This window comes from Streptomyces cyaneofuscatus (assembly GCF_000718135.1).
GTDB lineage: Bacteria > Actinomycetota > Actinomycetes > Streptomycetales > Streptomycetaceae > Streptomyces > Streptomyces cyaneofuscatus.
On sequence record NZ_JOEM01000001.1, the window covers coordinates 631,604 to 652,909 of the forward strand.

The 21,306-nt window shown below is 71.0% G+C and carries 18 protein-coding genes and 1 pseudogene; 8 read left to right on the forward strand and 11 right to left on the reverse strand.

Going from position 1 to position 21,306, the window contains the following annotated elements:
• Positions 1–35: 35 nt before the first annotated feature.
• Positions 36–1,601 (reverse strand): ABC transporter substrate-binding protein, encoded by a 1,566-nt coding sequence (locus IF17_RS0102995; RefSeq protein WP_342342149.1) that lies wholly within the window; start codon positions 1,599–1,601, stop codon positions 36–38.
• Positions 1,602–1,948: 347 nt separating this feature from the next.
• Between IF17_RS0102995 and IF17_RS0103000 the strand changes: the two genes are divergently transcribed.
• Complete coding sequence (locus IF17_RS0103000) at positions 1,949–2,287, forward strand: hypothetical protein (RefSeq protein ID WP_030561868.1); 339 nt, start codon at positions 1,949–1,951, stop codon at positions 2,285–2,287.
• 20 nt (positions 2,288–2,307) lie between these two features.
• Here the strand turns inward: IF17_RS0103000 and IF17_RS0103005 are convergent, their stop codons facing one another.
• On the reverse strand, positions 2,308–5,202 hold the full coding sequence (locus IF17_RS0103005; RefSeq protein ID WP_425315156.1) for a helix-turn-helix transcriptional regulator: 2,895 nt from the start codon (positions 5,200–5,202) through the stop codon (positions 2,308–2,310).
• A gap of 711 nt (positions 5,203–5,913) precedes the next feature.
• On the opposite strand from IF17_RS0103005, the gene IF17_RS0103010 reads away from it, so the two are divergent.
• Both IF17_RS0103010 and IF17_RS0103015 read left to right on the forward strand, forming a co-directional pair.
• Positions 5,914–7,368 (forward strand): S8 family peptidase, encoded by a 1,455-nt coding sequence (locus IF17_RS0103010; RefSeq protein WP_051883857.1) that lies wholly within the window; start codon positions 5,914–5,916, stop codon positions 7,366–7,368.
• A 21-nt stretch (positions 7,369–7,389) separates the two neighbouring features.
• Positions 7,390–8,616 (forward strand): S1 family peptidase, encoded by a 1,227-nt coding sequence (locus IF17_RS0103015; protein ID WP_030561874.1) that lies wholly within the window; start codon positions 7,390–7,392, stop codon positions 8,614–8,616.
• Positions 8,617–8,761: 145 nt separating this feature from the next.
• On the opposite strand, the gene IF17_RS0103020 is transcribed toward IF17_RS0103015, so the two are convergent.
• Both IF17_RS0103020 and IF17_RS01000000136105 read right to left on the reverse strand, forming a co-directional pair.
• Positions 8,762–9,271 (reverse strand): hypothetical protein, encoded by a 510-nt coding sequence (locus IF17_RS0103020; RefSeq protein WP_167344501.1) that lies wholly within the window; start codon positions 9,269–9,271, stop codon positions 8,762–8,764.
• Between the two features lie 159 nt (positions 9,272–9,430).
• A pseudogene (locus IF17_RS01000000136105) lies at positions 9,431–9,954 on the reverse strand (SigE family RNA polymerase sigma factor).
• A 182-nt stretch (positions 9,955–10,136) separates the two neighbouring features.
• Here IF17_RS01000000136105 and IF17_RS0103030 point away from each other — a divergent pair.
• The 3 genes from IF17_RS0103030 (at position 10,137) to IF17_RS0103040 (ending at position 12,529) form a co-directional block, all read left to right on the forward strand.
• A complete protein-coding gene (locus tag IF17_RS0103030) occupies positions 10,137–10,385 on the forward strand; it encodes a hypothetical protein (protein WP_030561878.1) in 249 nt (82 codons plus the stop codon).
• 159 nt (positions 10,386–10,544) lie between these two features.
• Complete coding sequence (coaA, locus tag IF17_RS0103035; protein ID WP_030561880.1) at positions 10,545–11,540, forward strand: type I pantothenate kinase; 996 nt, start codon at positions 10,545–10,547, stop codon at positions 11,538–11,540.
• 23 nt (positions 11,541–11,563) lie between these two features.
• A complete protein-coding gene (locus IF17_RS0103040; protein WP_030561882.1) occupies positions 11,564–12,529 on the forward strand; it encodes a DUF389 domain-containing protein in 966 nt (321 codons plus the stop codon).
• 29 nt (positions 12,530–12,558) lie between these two features.
• On the opposite strand, the gene glmM is transcribed toward IF17_RS0103040, so the two are convergent.
• From glmM to IF17_RS0103060, 4 genes are all read right to left on the reverse strand, one after another.
• On the reverse strand, positions 12,559–13,917 hold the full coding sequence (gene glmM, locus IF17_RS0103045) for a phosphoglucosamine mutase (RefSeq protein ID WP_030561884.1): 1,359 nt from the start codon (positions 13,915–13,917) through the stop codon (positions 12,559–12,561).
• A 244-nt stretch (positions 13,918–14,161) separates the two neighbouring features.
• Positions 14,162–14,689: a 30S ribosomal protein S9 gene (gene rpsI, locus IF17_RS0103050; protein WP_014154572.1), complete on the reverse strand. Its 528-nt coding sequence runs from the start codon at positions 14,687–14,689 to the stop codon at positions 14,162–14,164.
• Between the two features lie 44 nt (positions 14,690–14,733).
• Positions 14,734–15,177, reverse strand: coding sequence for a 50S ribosomal protein L13 (gene rplM, locus IF17_RS0103055; RefSeq protein WP_018510581.1), 444 nt, complete (start codon positions 15,175–15,177; stop codon positions 14,734–14,736).
• 393 nt (positions 15,178–15,570) lie between these two features.
• Complete coding sequence (locus IF17_RS0103060; protein WP_078615767.1) at positions 15,571–17,190, reverse strand: ABC-F family ATP-binding cassette domain-containing protein; 1,620 nt, start codon at positions 17,188–17,190, stop codon at positions 15,571–15,573.
• 66 nt (positions 17,191–17,256) lie between these two features.
• Here IF17_RS0103060 and IF17_RS0103065 point away from each other — a divergent pair, with 66 nt between their 5' ends.
• Together IF17_RS0103065 and IF17_RS0103070 are read left to right on the forward strand one after the other, a co-directional pair.
• A complete protein-coding gene (locus tag IF17_RS0103065) occupies positions 17,257–18,117 on the forward strand; it encodes a hypothetical protein (RefSeq protein WP_078615769.1) in 861 nt (286 codons plus the stop codon).
• Between the two features lie 60 nt (positions 18,118–18,177).
• Entirely contained in the window at positions 18,178–18,513 is a 336-nt protein-coding gene (locus IF17_RS0103070) for a hypothetical protein (protein ID WP_030561892.1), read from the forward strand.
• 12 nt (positions 18,514–18,525) lie between these two features.
• Here IF17_RS0103070 and truA read toward each other — a convergent pair whose 3' ends face one another.
• The 3 genes from truA to IF17_RS0103085 form a co-directional block, all read right to left on the reverse strand.
• Entirely contained in the window at positions 18,526–19,383 is an 858-nt protein-coding gene (gene truA / locus IF17_RS0103075) for a tRNA pseudouridine(38-40) synthase TruA (RefSeq protein WP_030561894.1), read from the reverse strand.
• Positions 19,384–19,471: 88 nt separating this feature from the next.
• Positions 19,472–19,987 carry a 50S ribosomal protein L17 gene (gene rplQ / locus IF17_RS0103080; protein WP_030561896.1) on the reverse strand — a complete coding sequence of 172 codons (516 nt, stop codon included), beginning with the start codon at positions 19,985–19,987 and terminating at the stop codon, positions 19,472–19,474.
• Between the two features lie 187 nt (positions 19,988–20,174).
• On the reverse strand, positions 20,175–21,197 hold the full coding sequence (locus IF17_RS0103085) for a DNA-directed RNA polymerase subunit alpha (protein WP_003966937.1): 1,023 nt from the start codon (positions 21,195–21,197) through the stop codon (positions 20,175–20,177).
• Positions 21,198–21,306: the final 109 nt, after the last annotated feature.

The following is a 21,306-nucleotide window of genomic DNA, read 5'->3' on the forward strand; positions in this document are numbered from 1 at the left end:
CGGTGGAACCGCCGAACTTCGACCGTCCTCACGCCTCAGAGCCAGCGAAGCTCCCACAGACGCCAGACCGCGTCCTCGGCAAGGCGATGCCCGCCCAGGACCGCTGAGCGCGTCACCACTTGGCGCTGCCGGTGCCAGACCGGGATCAGCGGGGCGTCCTTCGCGACGGTGGCCTGGATCGCCCGGAACTGCTTCATGGCTCTGCCGCGATCGGTGAACCGCTGCGTGTCCCTGATGACGTGGTCGACCTCGGCCGATGCGTAGCCGTTGGCGAGGACGTTCCCGGTGCCCACCAGCGGCTGGACGAAGGTGTCCGCGTCGGGGAAGTCCGGCACCCATTGGTAGAGGTGGATATCGAACTCGCCTTTCAGGCAGCGCTTCTGGTAGGCGGTGAAGTCGCGTTCCTCGACCAGGTCGACCCGGAACAGACCGTCCTTCTCGAACTGCTGCTTCAGCTCACGCGCCTCGACGGCGGCGATACCGGGCTGGTGGCCCAGTTTGATGCGTACCGGAGTGGTGATTCCGGCGGATCGCAGGCGCTGCGCCGCATAGGCGGGGTCGGCCTCCGGGTAGCGGTCGAAGAATGCCGTGCTGTGTCCGGCGACGCCTTGCGGAACGAGTGAATACAGCGGCGTCACCGTGTGTTTGAAGACCTCGCCCGCCAGATGTCCCCGGTCGAGGAGGGCGGCGACGGCTCTGCGGGCCGCGACATTCCCTAAGGGCTTGCGCGGGGAATTCAGGTTCAGCACGAGATAGTGCGCCTCGGCGCTGTCTCCGACGGAGAGGCGTACGTCCTCGTCGCCGGGGTCGATCCCCGCGAGGGTGGCGGCCGGAAGTCCCGCGTAGGCGATGTCGACCGTTCGGGCGTTCCACGCCTCTTCGACCTCCTGCGAGGTCTCGAAATAGCGGACCTCGACCGGAACTCCCTTCGTGGTCACGGCGCCTCTGTAAGCGGTGTTGGGTTCGAGGGTGAGGGACTTCCCCTCCTCGTAGGAGGCAAGGAGGTAGGGGCCCGACCCCGAGGCGCTCTTCTCCTCCCGCAGCCGGTTTGCCGGGAACTCCGCCGGGTCGACGATCGAACCCGCCCCCGTGGCGATCTTCGACGGCCAGGTGGCGTCGGCGGTCGCGAGGTGGAACGTCACGAGGGGGCCCCGGGCCTCCACGGAGACGAGGTTGGCGAACAGGGGCGCGGGCCCCAGCGGGTCGCGGATGCGCAGAATGCGATCGAACGACCGCTTCACCGCCGCCGCTGTGAGGGGATTCCCGCTGGAGAACGTGAGGTCGCCCCGCATTTTGCATCGATAGGCGGTGAGGGAGGCGCTGGTGAATGCGCAGGACTCGGCCGCGTCCGGTTTCGGGACGGGTGATCCCGGGCCGAAGCTGAGGAGGCCCTGGTAAATGTTGCTGAAGACCGCCCAGGAACCGTTGTCGTACACCCCGGCGGGATCGAGGCTTGTCAGGCTGCTGGCCGTTCCGATGACGATCGGTCTTTCGTCCCCGGTCCCGGCTCCCGTCTGCGGCAGCTGACAACCGCTGGTGAAGAGAAGAACGAAAGACCCTGCTGCGATTCCGAGACGGGCGAGTTTCATGAAAGTGCTCATGCTTCCTTGGTCCATGGGCATGGCAATGACAGGGGTGCTGTGCCATCGGTGGCTGGAACCTAAGGGCAGCCCGTGGGTGTTTCCATCCGTAGGCCGAGATCACGGATACGGCTTCACCATTCCCTCACCGCATAGCACCGCACCGCGCGGCCTCGCCTCTGCCCGCCGCCCGGATACGTATAGGTGATCGGCCCGCCCCGGATATTCAGGGCCGGGTGTGCTCCGTACGTTGGAATGACCCGTCAGCGGTCGATTCCGACGCGAGGGAACGCGGCTCCGCCGGCGCGAGTCACTCGCACTCCGCTCCGGTAGGGCATGAAGACCGCGACCCCCGAGGAGATGGCGCCATGACCAAGCTCTACTTCCAGGTCGATGTCCCCACCAGGAACTCCGTGCAGCCCGAGCGGTGCGGCCTGCATGTCTTCACCGGGGCCGCCGAGACCGAGTCGGACGCCCTGCGCATAGCGCGCGAGGCCTGTGACGCGGCGGTCGCCGCACGCGAGGCCGGCTTCGCGATCCCGCGCCGGCGTCCGGACGGCTGGGGGGCGCGCGGGATGCGTTCCGGCTGGGTGCTCGACTGGGAGGCTGCGACGGTGGTCGTCTGGGAGCACGACAGGGCGTTCTGGAGTTCCCCGGCTCACGGAGGAACCTTCCCGGCTCAGGGAGGGATCGGGCCCGGCCGGTGAGCCGGGGTGGGTCCGGCGGATCAGGGCCGTCCGCGCCCCAGGTCGCGGCGGGAGAGCGCGCCGGTCTTGCGCATCGCTCCGGCGATGTGCTGCTCCACGGTCCGCGGGGAGAGGTGCAGGGTCGCGGCGATCTCCCGGTTGGTGAGGCCGGAGACCGCGAGCTGCGCCACCTCTTCCTCGCGGGGCGACAGCTGGTCGGCGTGCGAGGGGCGGCCGGGCGGGCGGCCCTTCCTGGCGGGCTGCCGGGTACGCAGCAGGGCCCTGGCCCGGGCGGCGTCCCAGACGGCCCCGAGGTCGGTGAAGCGCTGGGCGCAGGACTCCAGGTCGGTGAGCGCCGCCAGGGTGCCGGGGTCGTCGGATACGGGGGGCGGCGAAGCGGCGGCCTCCGCCGACTCCCCCTCCGTCTCCGGGGCCGGGCCCCCCGCCCCCTCCGTGTCCGCCGCGAGTACGCAGCGGGCGGCACCCTCCGTGGCCAGTGCCTGGGAGTAGGGGCGCGGAAGCGCCGCATAGGCCGCCGCGGCCTCCCCGTACAGCTTCGCGGCCTCCAGCAGTCCCTCGCGCCGCTCCCGGGCCGGCGCGTCCGTCTCGGTGAGCACGGCCCGGCTCCACACCAGCGCCGCCCTCGCGGCGGGCGCGTCACAGCGGCCGAGGCCCTGGGCGAAGTTCCGGACCATGGTGTGGGCCGTGCCGCTGTCGCCCGCGCGCACCAGCGCCTCCACGGCCCACGGCGCGAGTTCCGCGGCCCAGGGCCAGACTCCCTTCTCGGCCACCACCTTCCAGGCCGACCGCGCCTGCTCCGCCGCGACGCTCACTTCCTGCCGGGCCAGCGCCAGGCGGATCAGGGCCCCGGCCGCCGCCGCGCCCAGGGGCACGGGCAGATTCTCGGTCCCGAACGTGCCCCGCTGGAACAGCCAGGACTTCGCCTCCCCCCAGTCCCCCTGGGCGACGGCGAGCAGGCCGCGTACGAGGTAGGCGTCGGAGGCGATGAGCGGCATGTCGGCGGTGGTCGTGATGAACTCCTCGCACCGCTCGGCCAGGCCCAGCCACTGGCCGGTCCACCAGGCCTGGAGCAGCAGCGTCCCCAGCGCGCTGTGTTCGGTGTACGGCGCGCCGGTCCGCGCGGACAGCTCGCGCCCTCGGGTCAGCAGGTCGTCCACCCGCCCGTAGAAGCCGAGCCAGACAGCCGAGTCCGCGGCGTTGCACAGACCGCGCGCCGCCTGCCGGGCGCAGGCGGGGTCCGTGCTCTCCACGGGCAGCTTCGCCACCAGCTCCCACGCCTCGGGGTCGGCCCAGCTCATCGCGAGCCCCACGTGGTTGGCCAGGACCGCCGTACGCATGGCCTCGTCCCCGCTGTCGTCCGCGGCGGCCACGGCCTTGATCAGCCAGCCCTGGTGGACGTCGAGGGAGACCCCGGGGTGGTACGGGAGGACCAGTGCGGCCATGGCGCGTGCGGCCAGGGCGGAGCGGACGTCGCGCAGTTCGGCGGCGGCGATCTCCAGCACCCGCCACCCCTCCGGGAACCGGCCCATCTGGTTGCAGAGCATCAGCCCCAGGTCGAGCCGCAGCTCTCCCCGTACGGCCGGGGGCAGGGCCGCGTCCTGCACGATCTGCGCGAGCACGTCCACGGTCTGGTCCGAGCGGAGTCCGGTCACCGCGTTGCGGGCCAGCAGCGGCGCCAGCCGGGCGCGGGCCTGCGGGGGGATGTCGGGCGTGGCCAGCGTCCGCTCCAGGAGCGTGATCGCCTGCTGGTGCCGGCCGGATTCCTCCGCCGACTCGGCCGCCCTCTCCACCGCTCTGAGCCATCGGGGGCCGTCGCCGGCCGCCCGGTGGTGTCCGGCCACGGCGGCCCAGGCCACGGGGTGCCTGCGGCTGAGCACGTTCGCCGTCCGCCGGTGAAGATCCTGGCGTACGGGGCCGGGCACGGTGGCCCGTACGGCGGAGGCGGCCAGCGGGACGGCGAAGCCGTAGCGGCCCTCGGCCGGCTCCGCCAGGGCCGCGCTCTCCAGGGCCCGCAGCAGGGCGCTGTTCCCCGTCGCGGCCCCGAGCCCCGACACCGCGATCAGCTCCTCCCGGCCGACGGGCCCGTCGAGGACGGCGGCCGCCCAGACCACCGGCCGGTGCTCCGGTGACAGGGCGTGCGTGCGGCTCAGGACCAGCTCCGCCAGCCGGGGCGGCACCCCGGCCGCGTCCACCTCGGCGGCCGTGCCGGTGAAGGCCGGCCACTGTCCCCGCACCATGGCCAGCAGGTCGACGACCACCCGGGGCACTCCACCGGTGCGCTCGTGGACCCTGGTCACGGCCTCGTCCGTACAGCCGCCGCTCTCCCCCAGGACCTCGGCGGCGGCCCTGCGGACGCGCTCCTCGTCCCAGGGCGCCAGTCGGTTCCTGAGCACCGTCGGCCGGTTCGGATACGTCATCGGCGGGCTGCCCAGCGGGAGGCCGGGCACGGGGAGCTCCTCGGGGCGGTACGTCACCACGGCCGCCGAGCCCCGCTCCAGCCCCTCCAGCACCCGGCGCAGCCGCCGCAGCTCGTCCTCGTCCGCCCGGTGCACGTCGTCCACCAGCCACAGGGCCGGCTCCGGGCGGTGTTCGTCCTCCTCGGGCGGCCCGCCCTCGGTTCCGCACCGCCACCACAGGGGGGCCAGGTCCGGCACCCCGGGCGGATCGGCCGGCCCTCGACGATCGGCCGGCCCCCGGAGGTCGGCCAGCTCCTTGAGCAGGTGGCTCTTCCCCTCCCCGGCGGCGCCTTCGACGAACATCAGCACCGGATCGGCGTCCGGGCCGGGCAGAGCACGCACCAGGGACCGCAGGGCCGAACCACCCGTCGTGATCACGTCGCCGCCCTCGCTCTCGTCCGTCCCAGGTGGCCCGGATGCGTCCAGGTGGCCCGGACAGCGCCACGGGACCTCTTTCATGCCTCCTGGAAAAAACAATTAGATCACTGGTCCTCGACGGACAACAGCGGGCTGAACACCTTTTGTCAGCGTGCGCGGGGGCGGGTGTGCGGACGAGCTCCCGGCGGTGGGGCGGACAGCGGAGTACGCCCCGCCGACTGCTCGAAAAGCAGGACGCGACGCCCTTTCGGCTGGGACTTCCGAAAGCACGCGCGCAGCTCGTTCCGCACACCCGTGGCCGGGCGGCCGACGCCTGAACCTACGTCCCCCCTGCTCCGGAGAACATCCGGGGAGCGGATCCACGGATACGCAAGAAACTTTCGAAAACATGCCGGGCACGGATGCGGGGCGGCGCCGCACACGTTACCGGCGCGCTTTCCTCTGCGCCCACGTGAACAGTTCCAGTTTTTTCACCCGGGGCAGGATTTCCGGAGCGCCGGAATTTGCGACGCCTTCAGGAAGGTGAACGGACGGCGAATTAAATAGGGGTCCGTATACGCGGCATCCGGATAGTCATGCGGGTGCCGCGTTCGTAGGTTTCCCCCATCGGTCGATCACTCGCACCCCATAGCGATCAGCCGTACCACGACGGGCCCCCGTCCCACCGGGGTCCCGCGATCTGAGCATGCGAGTGCCGCGATGTCCTTACGCATGCGCCACCCCCCCCTTGCTGTTTTTGTCATGCACCGTTCGAGCAGTGCGGCCTGCCCGAACGGACCGAAAGGAACCGACGTGCACGGCTTCACCCCCCTCCGCATATCCGTCGCGCTCGCCACCGTCGTCGCGGTGATGGGCACCGGCGTCGCCTTCGCCGGATCCTCCGGCACGGCCCACCCCACGGGCCCGGCCCAGACCTCCGCCCCCGCGTCCGCCGACTCCACCGAGCCGGCCCAGCGCTTCATCGTCGGGTACAAGTCCCACGCGGACGAGGCCACCTCGAACACGGCGTTCGTGAAGGACGTCAAGGCCAAGGCCGCCGAGACCGGCGAGCGCATCTCATTCCAACGCCGGCTGGGCACCGGCGCCGCCCTCGTCGACCTGCCCGAGACCGAGAAGCCCCAGGACACGCAGGAGGCCATGGCGGCCTTCCGGGCCGACCCGGACGTGGCCTACGTCGTCCCCGACCGCCGCGTACACCCCACCGCGGTCGACCCGGCCGAATACCGCTACCAGTGGGACCTCTACGAGTCCCAGGCCGGCATGAACGTGCCCTCGGCCTGGAAGCAGGCCACCGGCAAGGGCGTCACCGTGGCGGTCATCGACACCGGCATCACCGAGCACACCGAGCTGGGCTCCAGGCTGGTGCCGGGCTACGACTTCATCTCCGACTCCTGGACGGCCACGGACGGCGGCGGCCGGGACAACGACCCCTCCGACACCGGGGACTGGGTCAACCGCGGGCAGTGCGGCAAGGACCGCAACGGCAACCCGGTCCCCGCCCGTGACACCAACAACTCCTGGCACGGCACGCATGTCGCCGGCACCATCGCGGCCACCGCCAACGGGTACGGCACGGTCGGCGTCGCCCATGAGGCGAACATCCAGCCGATCCGGGTCCTGGGCAAGTGCGGCGGATCGACCTCCGACATCATCGACGCCATCACCTGGGCCTCGGGCGGAACGGTGTCCGGAGTACCCGCCAACAAGTACCCCGCGGCGGTCATCAACATGAGCCTCGGCGGCGAGTTCACCTGCGACCAGGCCTACAACACCGCCATCAAGGCCGCCGTGGGCCGGGGAACCTCCGTCGTCGTGGCCGCGGGCAACGACAACGCCGACGCCTCCGCCTACAGCCCCGCCGGCTGCGCGAATGTCATCAGCGTCGCCGCCTCCGACCGCGAGGGCAACCGCGCCGCCTACTCCAATTACGGCACGGCCGTCGACGTCACCGCCCCCGGCGGCGAGACCGCCCAACGGGCCGACGACGGCATCTGGTCGACGATCAACAAGGGCACCCGCTCGGTGGGCAGCGAGGGCTACGCCTCCTACCAGGGCACCAGCATGGCCACTCCCCATATCGCCGGACTGGCGGCGCTGCTGAAGCAGAAGGCCCCGTCCCTCACCCCCGCCCAGATCGAGCAGACGGTCAAGAACAACGCGCGCAGCCTGCCCGGATCCTGCTCCGGCGGCTGCGGTGCCGGCCTCGCCGACGCGACGAAGTCCCTGACCGCCGCCACCGGCAACTGACCCGCCCCCACAGGAGAAGACATGAACAAGATCAGCAGGACTCTGTCGATCGGCGCGATAGTCGCGGCGGTGGCCCTGACCGGAGGCATGGCGGCCGCCGCACAGCCCGCCACCACGGACCCGACCCCCGCCCCGTCCACCCGTACACAGCCCACCGGCATGGTGAAGGCGCTCGCCGACTCCCTCGGCGTCTCCGTCGCGGAGGCCGAGCGGAAGCTCGACCGCCAGAGAGCCCAGCAGAAGACCCTGGAGCGCCTCGGCACGTCCGGAGTGCCCACCAGGAGCGCGTACTTCGACGCCCGGGGCACCCTCACGGTCGACGTCGCCACCGCACGGCAGGCCGCCGAGGTGAAGGCGGCCGGGCTCGCCGCCCGCATTCCGGCCCGCGCCCCCTCGGCGCTCGACCGGATCAAAGCGGAACTCGACCGGCTCGCCGAGAGGAAGCTCCCGGCCGGTGTGGAGTCGTGGCACGTCGACCCGGTGAGCAACAGGGTCGTCGTCACCGTCCGCGACACGGACGACGCCACCAGCCGCGCCTTCGTCGCCGCGGCGCGTTCCCACGGCTCGGCCGTCACCGTGGAGACCACGACGGAGGGCGCCCCGCAGGCCGCCGCCGCCATCGCGCCCGGCAGCAAGATGAACATCAACACCTCTGATGTGAACGGCGGTTACTGCTCCGTCGGCTTCGGTGCCCGGGACCAGCAGGGCCGGCAGTACCTGGCCACCGCCGGCCACTGCATCAAGGGCCTGGACACCCTGTACTTCAACGGGTCGCAGTTCGCCAAGGGGACCTACACCCGCTTCGCGCACGGCTACGACAGCGTCGACATGGGCATCGCCGCCATCAGCTCCGGCAACTCCGTCACCACCTCCGTCGGCGGCTGGCGCGTCGTGGCGGACACCCCGGTGAAGGGGAGCCAGCGGGCCGCCGTCGGCTCGACGGTCTGCAAGTCCGGCGCGACCACCCGGTGGACCTGCGGCACCATCAGCAGCTACAACCACTCGGTCACCTACACCGACCCGGGCCAGCCGCAGACCCTGGTCAAGGGCCTGGCCAAGTCCACCGTCTGCATCCACAAGGGCGACAGCGGCGGCGCCTGGATCACCAACCAGGGCCAGGCCCAGGGCGTGACCTCCGGCTCCAGCGACCTCAGCTGCGACGGCAGCTTCGGCAGCGGCGCCAGCTGGATGCAGCCGCTGGACGACCTGCTCCGCTACTACGGCCTGACGCTGAACACCGCCTCCTGAGCGACCGTGCCCCTGCGCGAGCCCTGGGGTCCCGCCGCGACGGAACGCGACGGGACACGAGGAGAACGGTGGCCACCCGCCCCCCGGTCGGGTGGCCACCGCTCCATGCGGCGGCCCCGGCCCGGGCCGGGCCGGGGCCGCCGGGTCAGTTGTCCCGGCTCTCCGCGGGCAGCTGGACCTCCACCACCCCGACCCACGTCCCCCAGGACGTCACGGTGACGTTGAGCTGGTCCCCCGTGCCCTCGGTCACCCCGGTGTACTCGCCGTCCGGCTCCCCCACGGCCCTCTCCACCCCGCAGCCGACGAGTGTCTTGTCCAGCTGCTCCACGGCTTTGGCGGCTTCGGCCCGGGTCCCGTACGTGGAGACGCGGTACCGGGCGCGGGCGCCGTCCTTGCCCGCGTACAGGCGGGTGTACTGCATTCCGAGCGGCAGGTCCAGGTCACCGGACCACGTCCCGCACGTGCTGCCCAGCCCCGCCTCCGGCAGGGGGGCGGTGTCGGACTCGCCCTCCCACTCCCCCTCGAAGGTCTTCCAGCGCAGGACCTCGTGCCCGGGCAGCACCGAGGGGTCCAGGGCGCGCACCACCCCGTCGGACTTGAACGGGTTCGGCCCCACGGTGGCCACGTCCGCACCGCCCGACTCGTCCGGCAGCACCAGGCCCCCCCCCACACACCGAGGCCCATCGCCCCGGCGGCGACGACCGCCACCACGGCCACGGCCGCCCGCCGGCCGGTCCGGCGGCGGTCGCCGCGGGCGCGGATCGCCGCGGCCGGGGCGAGCCGCACGGGGGTGTCGGTCAGCAGTTCCTCGATGTCAGCCATGCCGGGCCATCCCCTCGTCCTCGTACGTGTCCATGTCGGCGAGCCGCTCGCCCAGTTGTTTACGGGCCCTGCTGAGCCGGGTCCGCACCGCTCCGCTCGTGGAGCCCGTCTCCCGGGCCACCTCCTCCACCGGCAGATCCAGCAGGTGGTGCAGCACCACCGCCCGCCGCTGGTCCGGTCTCAGCTCGCGCAGGGCCGCCACCAGTGCGGCCCGGTCGCCCAAGGCCCCGGACGGGCCCGGGTCGTCCGACACGGGGCCGTGGCGCAGCTGGGCGCGGAGCCGGTTGCGGGTGCGGCGCCAGGCGCTGACCGCGAGCCGGGACGCGACGGTCCGCACCCACGGGAGCGGGTCGCCCTCGCGCGTCAGCCGGTCCCAGCGCTGCCAGGCCCGTGCGTACGCCTCCTGGACCGCGTCCTCGGACTCCGCCAGGTCGCCGGTCATCTCGCGTAGACGGTGGCGACCAGGCGTTTGGCCGTCGCCGCGTAGAAGGCGTCGAACTCAGCTTCCTTCGACATCCTGATCCTGACTGTGGTCGTTAAATCGGGGTCGTTAAATCGAGGTCCTGCTGGTGAGGTCGTGCGGGAACCGCCGTCGTTCCGTCCGCCGCTTCCTGTCATAGACACGCCCGGGCGGCCCGCGATGTTACAAACAGGACCGGAAGTCCCGTGAACCTTTTCGGCCGCTGCGGGCAACAGGGGTGACCGACATCCACCGACCCAAGGTCATCGCGGTGGTCCGGCAGGAGCACATGGAGTTCACCCGGACCGATCTCCTGATCGACCCCGTGGACTACGGCTACGCGGGCACCCGCGAGGTCGTCGTCGAGTCGTTCGGCACCGTCGGGAACGACGAGGAGCCGGCCGAGCAGCGGGAGCCCGGCGACGTCCTCATCGACATCGCCCGCACCCACGCCGCCGTCGTCGACGCCGAGGGCGAGAAGCCCTGACCGCATGGCCCCCACCAAGCCCGGGCGCGGGCCCGGTGTCCGGCACAGGGGAGCGGACACCGGGCCCGCGGCCGTCGTACGGACACGGGCGGACACGGACGGACACCCACGTGACCGACCCCACCCCCCACTCCGTTAAAACTCCCGCAACAATGAAGGGTGATCACTTCGCCCGCACGGAGCCCGCAGCGCCGCACCGAGCATGCGCCGACCCCCTACGTCGACCTCTCGCGCGACGAGTGGAGCGCCCTGCGGGACAAGACCCCGCTGCCGCTGACCGCCGAGGAGGTGGAGCGGCTGCGGGGGCTCGGGGACGTCATCGACCTGGACGAGGTGCGGGACGTCTACCTGCCGCTCTCCCGGCTGCTCAACCTGTACGTCCAGGCCACGTCCGGGCTGCGCGGCGCGCTGAACACCTTCCTCGGGGACGCCGGGAACGGGCACGGGGCCCAGCGCGGCACCCCGTTCGTCATAGGGGTCGCGGGCAGTGTCGCCGTCGGCAAGTCCACCAGCGCCCGTATCCTCCAGGCCCTGCTCGCCCGCTGGCCCGAGCACCCGCGCGTCGAGCTGGTGACCACGGACGGGTTCCTGCTGCCGATGAAGGAGCTGCGGGCGCGCGGGCTGACCTCGCGCAAAGGGTTCCCGGAGTCCTACGACCGGCGGGCGCTGACCCGGTTCGTCGCGGACATTAAGGCGGGCAAGGACGAGGTGACCGCGCCCGTCTACTCCCACCTGATCTACGACATCGTCCCCGGCGAGCGGCTCACCGTCCGCCGCCCGGACATCCTCATCGTGGAGGGGCTCAACGTCCTCCAGCCCGCGCTGCCGGGCCGCGACGGGCGGACCAGGGTCGGGCTGGCGGACTACTTCGACTTCAGCGTGTACGTGGACGCGCGCGCCGACGACATCGAGACCTGGTACCTCAGCCGCTTCCGCAAGCTGCGCGACACGGCGTTCCAGGACCCGTCCTCGTACTTCCGCAAGTACACCCAGGTCTCCGAGGAGGAGGCGCTGGACTACGCGCGCACCATGTGGCGGACCATCAACAAGCCGAATCTGATGGAGAACGTGGCTCCGACGCGCGGCCGTGCCACCCTGGTCCTCCGCAAGGGACCGGACCACAAGGTCCAGAAGCTCTCCCTGCGCAAACTCTGACACCTCCGGGGAAGGCGTGCCGCGTGCTGCATCTGCGTCTCATCGTGCCCGCCGCGACCACCGACGAGGTCGTCACCCTGCTGGAGTCCACCGTCGGCACGGCCCACCTCGTGGTCCTGCCCGGCGCGGCCCGCTCCCCGGCCGGGGACGTGGTGATGTGCGACGTGGCGCGGGAGGCGGGCGACGAGCTGATCGGGCAGCTCCGGCGCCTGGGCATCGACGAGTCCGGGGCGATCAGCGTCGAGCACCTGGACCTCACGCTCTCCGCGCGCGCCGAGAAGGCGGAACACGAGGCGCCGGGCGACGGCGCGGACGCGGTGCTGTGGGAGGAGCTGACGGAGGCGACCCACGAGGAGTCGACGTTCTCCATCACGTACGTCTCCTTCCTCGCCCTCGCCACGATGCTCGCCGCCTGCGGAGTGATGCTGGACAACGCGGTGCTGATCGTGGGCGCGATGGCGGTCGGCCCGGAGTTCGGCCCGCTCGCCGGGGTCTCCACGGCCCTCGTGCAGCGCGCGCCCCGGCTGGTGGCGCGCTCCCTCTGGGCGCTGATCGGCGGCTTCGCGCTGGCGATGGCCATCACGGCGGGGTTCGCCTGGCTGCTGGACTCGGCCGGGCTGTTCGAGAAGTCGATGATCGAGGCGGAGAGGCCGATCACCGGGTTCATCTGGCAACCGGACTGGATGTCCTTCGTCGTGGCGTTCCTGGCGGGCATCGCCGGGACGCTCTCCCTCACCTCGGCGAAGTCCGGGGCGCTGATCGGCGTGGCCATCTCCGTGACGACGGTCCCGGCCGCCGCCAACGCGGCCGTCGCCTTCAGCTACTCCGACTACCAGCAGACCATCGGCTCGGGCCAGCAGCTGCTCGCCAACCTCGGCGGGATCGTCCTCGCGGGCACGCTGACGCTGCTGCTGGAGAAGGCGCTGTGGAAGGTCCGGCGCACGCAGAAGCCCCCGGCGAGCACGCCGGGGGCTTCCGTACGCCGATAAGGCTTTCCGTACGCCGATGAGGCGGCGGCTCAGCCCAGCGCGGACTTCACGACATCGGCCAGCCGGCCCGCGACCGCGCGCGCCTGCTCGATGTCGGCGGCCTCGACCATGACCCGTACCAGCGGCTCCGTACCCGACTGGCGCAGCAGGACGCGGCCGGTGGAGCCGAGCTCGCGCTCCGCCTCGGTGACCGCGGTGGCCAGCTCGGAGGAGGTGGTCACCCGGGACTTGTCGACGTCGGGGACGTTGATGAGCACCTGGGGCAGGCGCTGCATGACCCCGGCCAGCTCGGCGAGGCTCCGGCCGGTGGCGGCGACGCGGGCCGCCAGCATCAGGCCGGTCAGCGTGCCGTCGCCGGTCGTGGCGTGGTCCAGGACGATGACGTGGCCGGACTGCTCGCCGCCGAGCGCGAAGCCCTCGGCCTTCATCGACTCCAGGACGTAACGGTCGCCGACCGCCGTCTGGACGAGCTGGATGCCCTCGCGCTCCATGGCGATCTTGAAGCCGAGGTTCGACATCACGGTGCCGACGACGGTGTCCTTGCGCAGCTGCCCGGCCTCCCGCATGGCGAGGGCCAGGACGGCGAGGATCTGGTCGCCGTCGACCTCCTCGCCCGCCGCGTCCACGGCGAGGCAGCGGTCGGCGTCGCCGTCGTGGGCGATGCCGAGGTCGGCGCCGTGCTCGACGACGGCGGCGCGCAGCAGCTCCAGGTGGGTGGAGCCGCAGCCGTCGTTGATGTTCAGGCCGTCCGGCGCCGCACCGATGGTGACGACCTCGGCCCCGGCCCGGGCGAACGCCTCGGGCGAGACCCGGGCGGCGGCGCCGTGCGCCTCGTCCAGGACGACCTTCAGCCCGTCGAGCCGGTTGGGGAGGACGCCGATGAGGTGGGCGACGTACCGGTCGAAGCCCTCGGTGTAGTCGGTGACCCGGCCGACGCCCGCGCCGGTCGGGCGGGTCCACGGCTCACCGGTGCGGTGCTGCTCGTAGACCGTCTCGATCCGGTCCTCCAGCTCGTCGGCGAGCTTGTGGCCGCCGCGCGCGAAGAACTTGACGCCGTTGTCCGGCATGGCGTTGTGACTGGCGGAGAGCATCACGCCGATGTCGGCGCCGAGCGAGCCGGTGAGGTACGCCACGGCCGGCGTCGGCAGCACTCCGACCCGCAGGACGTCCACGCCCGCGCTGGCCAGACCGGCCACGACGGCGGCTTCCAGGAACTCTCCGGAGGCCCGGGGGTCGCGGCCGACCACGGCGGTCGGGCGATGGCCCGCGAAGGTGCCCGCCTCGGCTAGTACGTGCGCCGCCGCGACCGAGAGCCCGAGCGCGAGCTCGGCCGTCAGATCCGCGTTGGCGACACCGCGCACTCCGTCCGTACCGAAGAGTCGTCCCACTGGTGTCCTCCGAGGTGCTCAGAAACCACAAAAACCAAAGCAAAGCGAAACTAAACAACCACAACTACGAAAACAGCAAAACGGCCGGGCAGGCGGCATGACACGGCCCGGGCGGGAGAGGTACGCGCGTGCGGGCCGATGAACGTCTCATGCCGTTATACGCCTGCGGGGCCCGATAAACGAACGCCCCAGCAGCACGGAGTGTGCCGCCGGGGCGTTCGTGTAATGCAGACGAGCAGGCGATTTAGCGCTTGCTGTACTGCGGGGCCTTACGGGCCTTCTTGAGACCGGCCTTCTTGCGCTCGACCGCACGGTCGTCGCGGGAGAGGAAGCCGGCCTTCTTCAGCGTGGCGCGGTTGTTGTCCACGTCCGCCTCGTTCAGCGCGCGGGCCACACCGAGGCGCAGGGCGCCGGCCTGGCCGGAGACGCCGCCACCCGAGATGCGGGCGATGACGTCGTAGCGGCCGTCGAGCTCGAGCACCTTGAAGGGCTCGTTGACTTCCTGCTGGTGCACCTTGTTGGGGAAGTAGTCCTCAAGGGTGCGACCGTTGATCTTCCACTTGCCGGTGCCCGGAACGATCCGGACGCGGGCGATGGCGTTCTTGCGACGACCCAGGCCGGCCGCGGGCTGCGGGTCGCCGAAGCGGCCCGCGAGCGACTCGGAGGTGTACTCACCCTCGACGGGGACCTCGGACTCGAAGGTGGTCACCTCGGCGAAGGTCTCCTCGCCCTCGGTGCCCTCGACGGGGGTCTCAACAGTGGTCTCGGCCACGATGCTCCTCAGATCTTTCTGTATGTCTTAGGGGGTGGCCGGAACTACTGCGCGACCTGGGTGATCTCGAACGGGACCGGCTGCTGAGCAGCGTGCGGGTGCTGGTCGCCCGCGTAGACCTTCAGCTTCGAGATCATCTGACGGCCCAGGGTGTTCTTGGGGATCATGCCGCGGATGGCCTTCTCGACGGCCTTCTCGGGGTTCTTCGCGAGAAGCTCGTCGTAGCGCACCGAACGGAGACCGCCCGGGAAGCCCGAGTGGCGGTACGCCATCTTCTGGGTCTTCTTGTTGCCCGACAGGTGAACCTTGTCGGCGTTGATGATGATGACGAAGTCGCCCATGTCCATGTGGGGGGCGTAGATCGCCTTGTGCTTACCTCGGAGGAGGTTCGCAGCCGTGGTGGCCAGACGGCCCAGGACGATGTCCTGAGCGTCGATGATGTGCCACTGGCGCGTCACATCTCCGGGCTTGGGGCTGTACGTACGCACTTCGTAGCCTTCGCTTCTTCAGTGGATGAGGTCCAGACAACACATGGCACCCCTGAAGCGATCATGCAGCTGGGGCTCACACTGCCGGGACACCGCCCGTATGCGAGCCACTGGTAACTGCTCCAGAGAACCTACGTAAGGGCTTCTCGTACGAAAACGCCGAAGCCGATACGCATAACAAACCTCGACACTACCGGGGAGCCCCCACCCGGGTCAAAACGACCCTGGCGCCCCTTCCAGTCCCACCGCACCCTCCCCAGCCCCACCGGCGTTTGAGGCGATCTGTTCAGCCCCGCCGGCGTTTGAGGCGCGGGGGCCCGGGGGCAGCGCCCCCGCAACGGCGCCGCAGGGCCCCCCGAAACCGCACCCCCCCACCGCCGCCGACCGCCAAGGTCACCGCACCCGCTCCACCCGCCGCTCATCCCACACCGGCTCAGACGTCTCCCGCACGACCCCGTCCGACCCGAACACCAGATACCGGTCGAACGACTTCGCGAACCACCGGTCGTGCGTCACGGCCATCACCGTCCCGTCGTACACCTCCAGCCCGTCCTGCAACGCCTCCGCCGACTCCAGGTCCAGGTTGTCCGTCGGCTCGTCCAGCAGCAGCGCGGTCGTCCCCGCCAGCTCCAGCAGCAGGATCTGGAACCGCGCCTGCTGCCCACCCGAGAGCCGCTCGAACGCCTGGTCCCCCTGCCGCTCCAGCTCGTACCGCCGCAGCACCCCCATCGCCCCGCCCCGGTCCTTCGCGTGCTCGGACCAGAGGATCTCCACCAGCGTCTTCCCCAGCAGCTCCGGGTGCGCGTGGGTCTGGGCGAAGTGCCCGGGCACGACCCGCGCCCCCAGCTTCCACTCCCCCGTGTGCGTCACCGGCTCCCCCGCCAGCAGCCGCAGGAAGTGCGACTTGCCCGACCCGTTGGAGCCGAGGACGGCGACCCGTTCCCCGTAATAGATCTCCAGGTCGAACGACTTCATCAGCCCGGTCAGCTCCAGCCCCTTGCAGGTCACCGCCCGCACCCCGGTCCGCCCGCCGCGCAGCCGCATCCGGATGTCCTGCTCGCGCGGCGGCTCCGGCGGCGGTCCCGCCTCCTCGAACTTCTTGAAGCGGGTCTGCATCGCGTGGTAGCGGTTGGCCATGTCGGGGCTGTTCGCCGCCTGCTGCCGCATCCGCAGGACGAGCGCCTTCAGCCGGGCGTGCTCCTCCTGCCACCGCCGCAGCAGCTCCTCGAACCGCGCGAACCGCTCCTTGCGCGCGTCGTGGTACGTGGCGAAGCCTCCACCGTGCACCCACACATCGCTGCCCGCCGCGCTCGGCTCGACGCTGACGATCTTCTCGGCGGCCCGGGACAGCAGCTCCCGGTCGTGGGAGACGAAGAGGACCGTCTTACGGGTCTCCTTGAGCTTCTCCTCCAGCCACCGCTTGCCAGGGACGTCCAGGTAGTTGTCCGGCTCGTCCAGCAGCAGCACCTCGTCCGGCCCGCGCAGCAGCGCCTCCAGCACCAGCCGCTTCTGCTCACCGCCACTGAGCGTGCGCACCTCACGCCACTGCGCCTTCTCGTACGGGACACCCAGCGCGGCCATCGTGCACATGTCCCAGACCGTCTCGGCCTCGTACCCGCGCGCCTCGGCCCAGTCGCTGAGCGCCTGCGCGTACGCCATCTGCGCGGCCTCGTCGTCGACGGTGAGAATGCGCTCCTCGGCCGCGTCGACGGCCTGCGCGGCCTCCCTGATCCGGGGCTGCGACACGGACACCAGCAGGTCACGTACGGTCCGCTCGTCCCGCACCGACCCCACGAACTGCGGCATCACCCCGAGCCCGCCGCTCACCGAGACCGTGCCGCCGTGCGGCTGGAGCTCACCGGACAGGAGCCGCAGCAAGGTCGTCTTGCCCGCCCCGTTGGCTCCGACGAGGGCGACGACGGCGCCGTCGGCCACCCGGAACGAGGCGTCGCCGAGCAGCACCCGCCCGTCCGGTAGGTAGTACTCCAGGTGGCCCGCTTCAAGATGTCCCATACAGAGCATTGTCACGGGCAGCGAACCGATGGCCCAACCGGATTACGTACCGCCTAGGATTCGCGCATGAGTTCATGGCAAGGGGGGCCCTCCTGGGGGCCAGGGGACAACGGGGCTCCGGGGGACAGCGGAACTCCGGACTGGGCCGCGCTCGCCGAGGCGTCCGCCGCGCGGACCCGGCGCAAGCGGTGGCTGATGATCGGCGGCGGGGTGCTGGCCACCGCCGTGGTCGGCGCGATCGTGGCGACCGCCGTGGTCACCACGGGCGGCAAGAGCGATCCGCCCGGCAGCGCGAGCGAACTGCCCGCCCCGGCCGAGCTCCCCGAGGACACCTCGGCGCCCGCGCCCTCCTTCTCGTCGGTGGCACCGCCGCCCCCGCCGGACCCGAAGGAGTACATATCCAGCGCCGCCAAGGACAAGGCCCCGATCACCGTCGACGGCTTCTTCCCCGGCACGAAGCTCGCCATGGGTGACCGCGTCCACCTCAAGGGCGCCACCAACCGCACCACCGCCTGCGCGACCGGCACCCAGGGCGCGCTCGGCGCGGTCCTCACGAAGAACGGCTGCGAGCAGCTCATCCGCGCGACGTACCGCAAGGACGGGGTGGCCGTCACCGTCGGCATCGCGGTCTTCGCCACCGAGGCCCGCGCGAAGAAGACGGTCGACGAGGCCTCGGGCGGCCTCGCCTCCCTCAGCGGCGCGGGCGTGCCCACCTTCTGCCGCGGCGGTACGGTCTGCCGCCGCACGACCAACTCCTACGGGCGGTACGCCTACTTCACCGTCGGCGGCTTCACCGACGGCACCCGTGTCACCGCCCAGGACAAGAACGTGTTCGCCGTCGGCGACGACCTGACGAACTTCGTCTTCCGCCAGATCCACCAGCGCGGCCGGGTCCAGGCTTCGCAGGCGGTGGAGGCCGGGCAGTAGCGGCCTCTCCCCAGGGGGCCGGTGGACGCCCCACAGAACTGAACATGTTCAATAAGGGCCATGAGCACCCTCGGCCCCTTCAGCAGGACGCGCCTCGTCGCCGCCGGTTACGTCGGCCTGGTCACCCTCGCCGCCCTGGCCTACGAGATCGCCGGACAGCCGGAGGCCGGCGAGGCGCCGATGACCCTGGCCGCCTGGCCGGGCGCCATCGTCCTGCTGGTCATGCTCTACCCCCTGGCCGTGCTGCTCGGCGACGACCCGCTCCTGGGGGAGACCGTGTTCAACCTCCTCGACCCGCTGCTCCACGGGGCCGGGGCACTGCTCAACGTCCTGATCGTGTGGGGCGTCATCGCCTTCGCCCGCCACTTCAAGGCCGAGTACAGCCGCAGCCGTTGAGGACGCGCGGCCTCAGCAGCACCCCGCGGCCCCCGGCAACGTCCTGACGTTCCGGGCCTCTTCGGCCCGGGCCGCCAGCAACGCGTCCGCCGGGTAAGCCACTTCCTCCAGCGTCAGCCCGTGCGGCCGCACCACGTGCACCCCGGGGTCGCGCACCTTCGCCGCCAGCACCTCGGCGGGCCAGGCGGCCGGGCGCCGCCCGTCGCCGACGAACAGCGCGGCGCCGATCAGCGCCCGCACCATGTTGTGGCAGAACGCGTCGGCCTGCACGGTCGCGGTGAGGACGCCGGACTCCTCGTCCCGTACCCAACTCAGCTTCTGCAGCGTACGGATGGTGGTGGCGCCCTCGCGCTTCTTGCAGTACGCGGCGAAGTCGTGCTCGCCCACCATCAGCGCGGCCGCCTCGTTCATCGCGTCCACGTCCAACGGCCGGTCGTGCCAGAGCACATGACCGCGCGTCAGCGGATCCACCCCGCCGGGCCGGTCACCGACCCGGTAGGCGTAACGCCTCCAGAGCGCGGAGAAGCGGGCGTTGAACCCGGCCGGAGCGGGGGCCGCACGCCAGATACGTACATCCAGCGGAAGCCGCCCCGCCAGCCGCCGCAGCAGCTTCTCCTCGTGCTCCGCCCACACCGCCTCCGGCAGGTCCACATGCGCCACCTGCCCCCGCGCGTGCACCCCGGCGTCCGTACGGCCCGCCACCGTCAGGTCGTACGTCACCGGCGAGCGGGTCACGGTCCGCAGCGCGTCCTCGATCTCGCCCTGCACCGTGCGCCGGCTGGTCTGCTTCGCCCAGCCGGAGAAGTCCTTGCCGTCGTACGACAGGTCCAGCCGCACCCGTACGAAACCGGGCTCCGCCTCGTCACTCACCCGTATCTCCTTGTCCCCTCCGGTCAGCAGAACGGGCCCGCACCGCCCCGAAGGGTGATGCGAGCCCGTCCCGTGGTCCTTAAGACGCTCAGGCGTCCTTGGACTCCTCGTCGGCCTTCTCGACCGGCTTGGCGTCCTCGACGGCCTCGGTGGACTCGGCCTTGGCCTCGTCCTTCTTGGCGGCGTCTTCCTTGACCGCGCGCTTCGTCGCGGCCTCGGCCTCACCGGTGGCCTGCTGGGCCACGGTCAGCGCCTCGACCAGCTCGATGACCGCCATCGGGGCGTTGTCGCCACGACGGTTGCCGATCTTGGTGATACGCGTGTAACCACCGGGGCGGTTCTCGTAACGGGGGGCGATCTCGGTGAAGAGCGTGTGGACGATGCTCTTGTCCGTGATCGTCTGCAGCACCAGGCGACGGTTGTGGATGTCGCCCTTCTTCGCCTTGGTGACGAGGCGCTCGGCGACGGGGCGCAGGCGGCGGGCCTTGGCCTCGGTCGTCGTGATGCGGCCGTGCTCGAACAGCGACTTCGCCAGGTTGGCGAGGAGCAGACGCTCGTGCGCGGCGCTGCCGCCCAGACGGGCACCCTTTGCGGGACGCGGCATGGTGATTCTCCTTGTGTGCTGCACCGGCCGTATCAGGTACCGGTGTCAGTTCCCGTGAAGCGGACGCCTCACGGAAGTCATAGCTGCCGGACATCAGCCACATTCAGCCCATCCGGCGATTGAGGACAAAGCCTCAGCCCCGGCCCGGGGCACCCTCAAAACCGGGCACCCCCAGCCGGGAGGCGACTCAGTACTGCTCGGTCTCCACGAAACCGGCGTCCGCGTCGTCGTCGGCGCCGAAGGCGTCGGCGGCGGCGGTCGGGTCGAAGCCGGGAGGCGAGTCCTTCAGCGCGAGGCCCATACCGGCCAGCTTCGCCTTGACCTCGTCGATCGACTTCGCACCGAAGTTGCGGATGTCGAGCAGGTCCGCCTCGGAACGGGCCACGAGCTCACCCACGGAGTGGATGCCCTCGCGCTTGAGGCAGTTGTACGAACGGACCGTGAGCTCCAGCTCCTCGATCGGCAGAGCCAGATCGGCGGCGAGAGCGGCGTCCGTCGGGGACGGGCCCATGTCGATGCCCTCGGCGTCGATGTTGAGCTCGCGCGCCAGACCGAACAGCTCGACCAGGGTCTTACCGGCCGACGCCATGGCGTCACGGGGACGCATGGCCTGCTTGGTCTCGACGTCGACAATCAGCTTGTCGAAGTCGGTGCGCTGCTCGACACGGGTCGCCTCGACCTTGTACGTGACCTTGAGCACCGGCGAGTAGATGGAGTCGACCGGGATACGGCCGATCTCCTGGCCGACCTGCTTGTTCTGGACGGCGGAGACGTAGCCGCGACCGCGCTCGACGGTCAGCTCCATCTCCAGCTTGCCCTTGCCGTTGAGCGTGGCGAGAACGAGGTCGGGGTTGTGCACCTCGACACCGGCCGGGGGCGCGATGTCGGCGGCGGTGACCAGACCCGGGCCCTGCTTGCGCAGGTACATCACGACGGGCTCGTCGTGCTCCGAGGAGACGACCAGCTGCTTGATGTTGAGGATGAGGTCGGTGACGTCCTCCTTGACGCCCGGCACGGTGGTGAACTCGTGCAGGACCCCGTCGATCCGGATGCTGGTGACAGCGGCACCGGGGATCGAGGAGAGGAGGGTACGGCGCAGGGAGTTGCCGAGGGTGTAGCCGAAGCCCGGCTCCAGCGGCTCGATCACGAACCGGGAGCGGAATTCGTCGACGACCTCTTCGGTCAGCGACGGACGCTGAGCGATAAGCATGGGGAGAGTCCTTCAGTCGTGGGCACCCACTATTTGATGCCCGACAGATGCAACAAGGGTACGGGCGGTACGCCCCGTATGAGGCGTACCGCCCGGACCCGGACGCTAC